Annotated in this window: 1 protein-coding gene; it reads right to left on the bottom strand. The window is 69.9% G+C overall.

Going from position 1 to position 959, the window contains the following annotated elements; genetic code table 11:
* Nucleotides 1-893: serine/threonine-protein kinase (locus C1J00_RS43665; protein ID WP_146046428.1), on the bottom strand; the 893-nt coding region annotated here is incomplete at its 3' end.
* Between the last annotated feature and the right edge of the window lie 66 nt (nucleotides 894-959).

Genomic DNA, 959 nt, shown 5'->3' with positions numbered 1-959 from the left:
CCCTTCGCCCGCCCCAGCGGCCCCTCGGAGGCGAACCCCCGCGGAAGCGGGCCGAGTTGGTCGAAGATCTCGATCAGCTCATCGTCCGGCCCCGGCTCCGGGAGAAGCTCAGCGGCGGCCGCGAGCGCCTTGCGCGCCCCCGTGGCCGTACGGAACCGCGCTTCAGGATCGGGCTGCAGGAGCGTGGCCACCACCTGCCACAGCGGCTCCGGAATGCCCTGAGGCGCGCCGGGCGTCCCGTGCTCGGCGAAGTACTGGATGAGCGCCTTGCTGTCCGGCTTGGCCCCCTCCAGCAAGTACAGCGCCACCAGCCCCACGGCGAACAGATCGGCGGTGAAGTCCGGTTCGGCTCCCATCATCTGCTCGGGCGCGAGATAGCCGGGCGTCCCCACCACCAGGTTGGTCTCCGTCAGGCGGGGCTCACCCAGCCGCATCGCGATGCCGAAGTCGGACAGCCGCAACCGCGGCCGGCCCGTGCCGGTCGCCTCCAGCAGCACGTTGGCGGGTTTGACGTCACGGTGCACCACATCCTCCGCGTGCACCGCGGCCAGACCCGCCAGCAGCTGATCGAGCAGAGTACACACGAAAGCCGGCGGCAGAGGGCCGTAGTCCCCGACGAGGTGGACGAGTGATCCGCCCGCGACCAGATCCATGGTGAACAGGACCTGGTCGTCGTCGGCGGCCCAGCTGGAGGGGGCGAGCACATGAGGATGGTCGATCCGCAGCGCCTGTTCCCGCACGAAGCGCAACAACGAGTGCGCGTCGCTCTGGAGCAGAACCTTGGCGGCCACGTAGCGACGGCGGCGATGGTCCCAGGCGCGCCACACGGCGCCGACCCCTCCGCGCCCGATCGGGTCGACCAGTTCGTACCGGCCGGCGAAGACCTCACCCATGGCCTGTCTCTTATACACCTCTGACGCTGCCGACGAACTCTAGGGTGTAGAACTCGGTGGTCCCCG

Origin of the sequence: Streptomyces cahuitamycinicus (assembly GCF_002891435.1) — a bacterium.
Classification (GTDB): Bacteria; Actinomycetota; Actinomycetes; order Streptomycetales; family Streptomycetaceae; genus Streptomyces; species Streptomyces cahuitamycinicus.
Note: the sequence above shows the minus strand (reverse complement) of the source record. Positions and strands in the feature narration are given on the sequence as shown.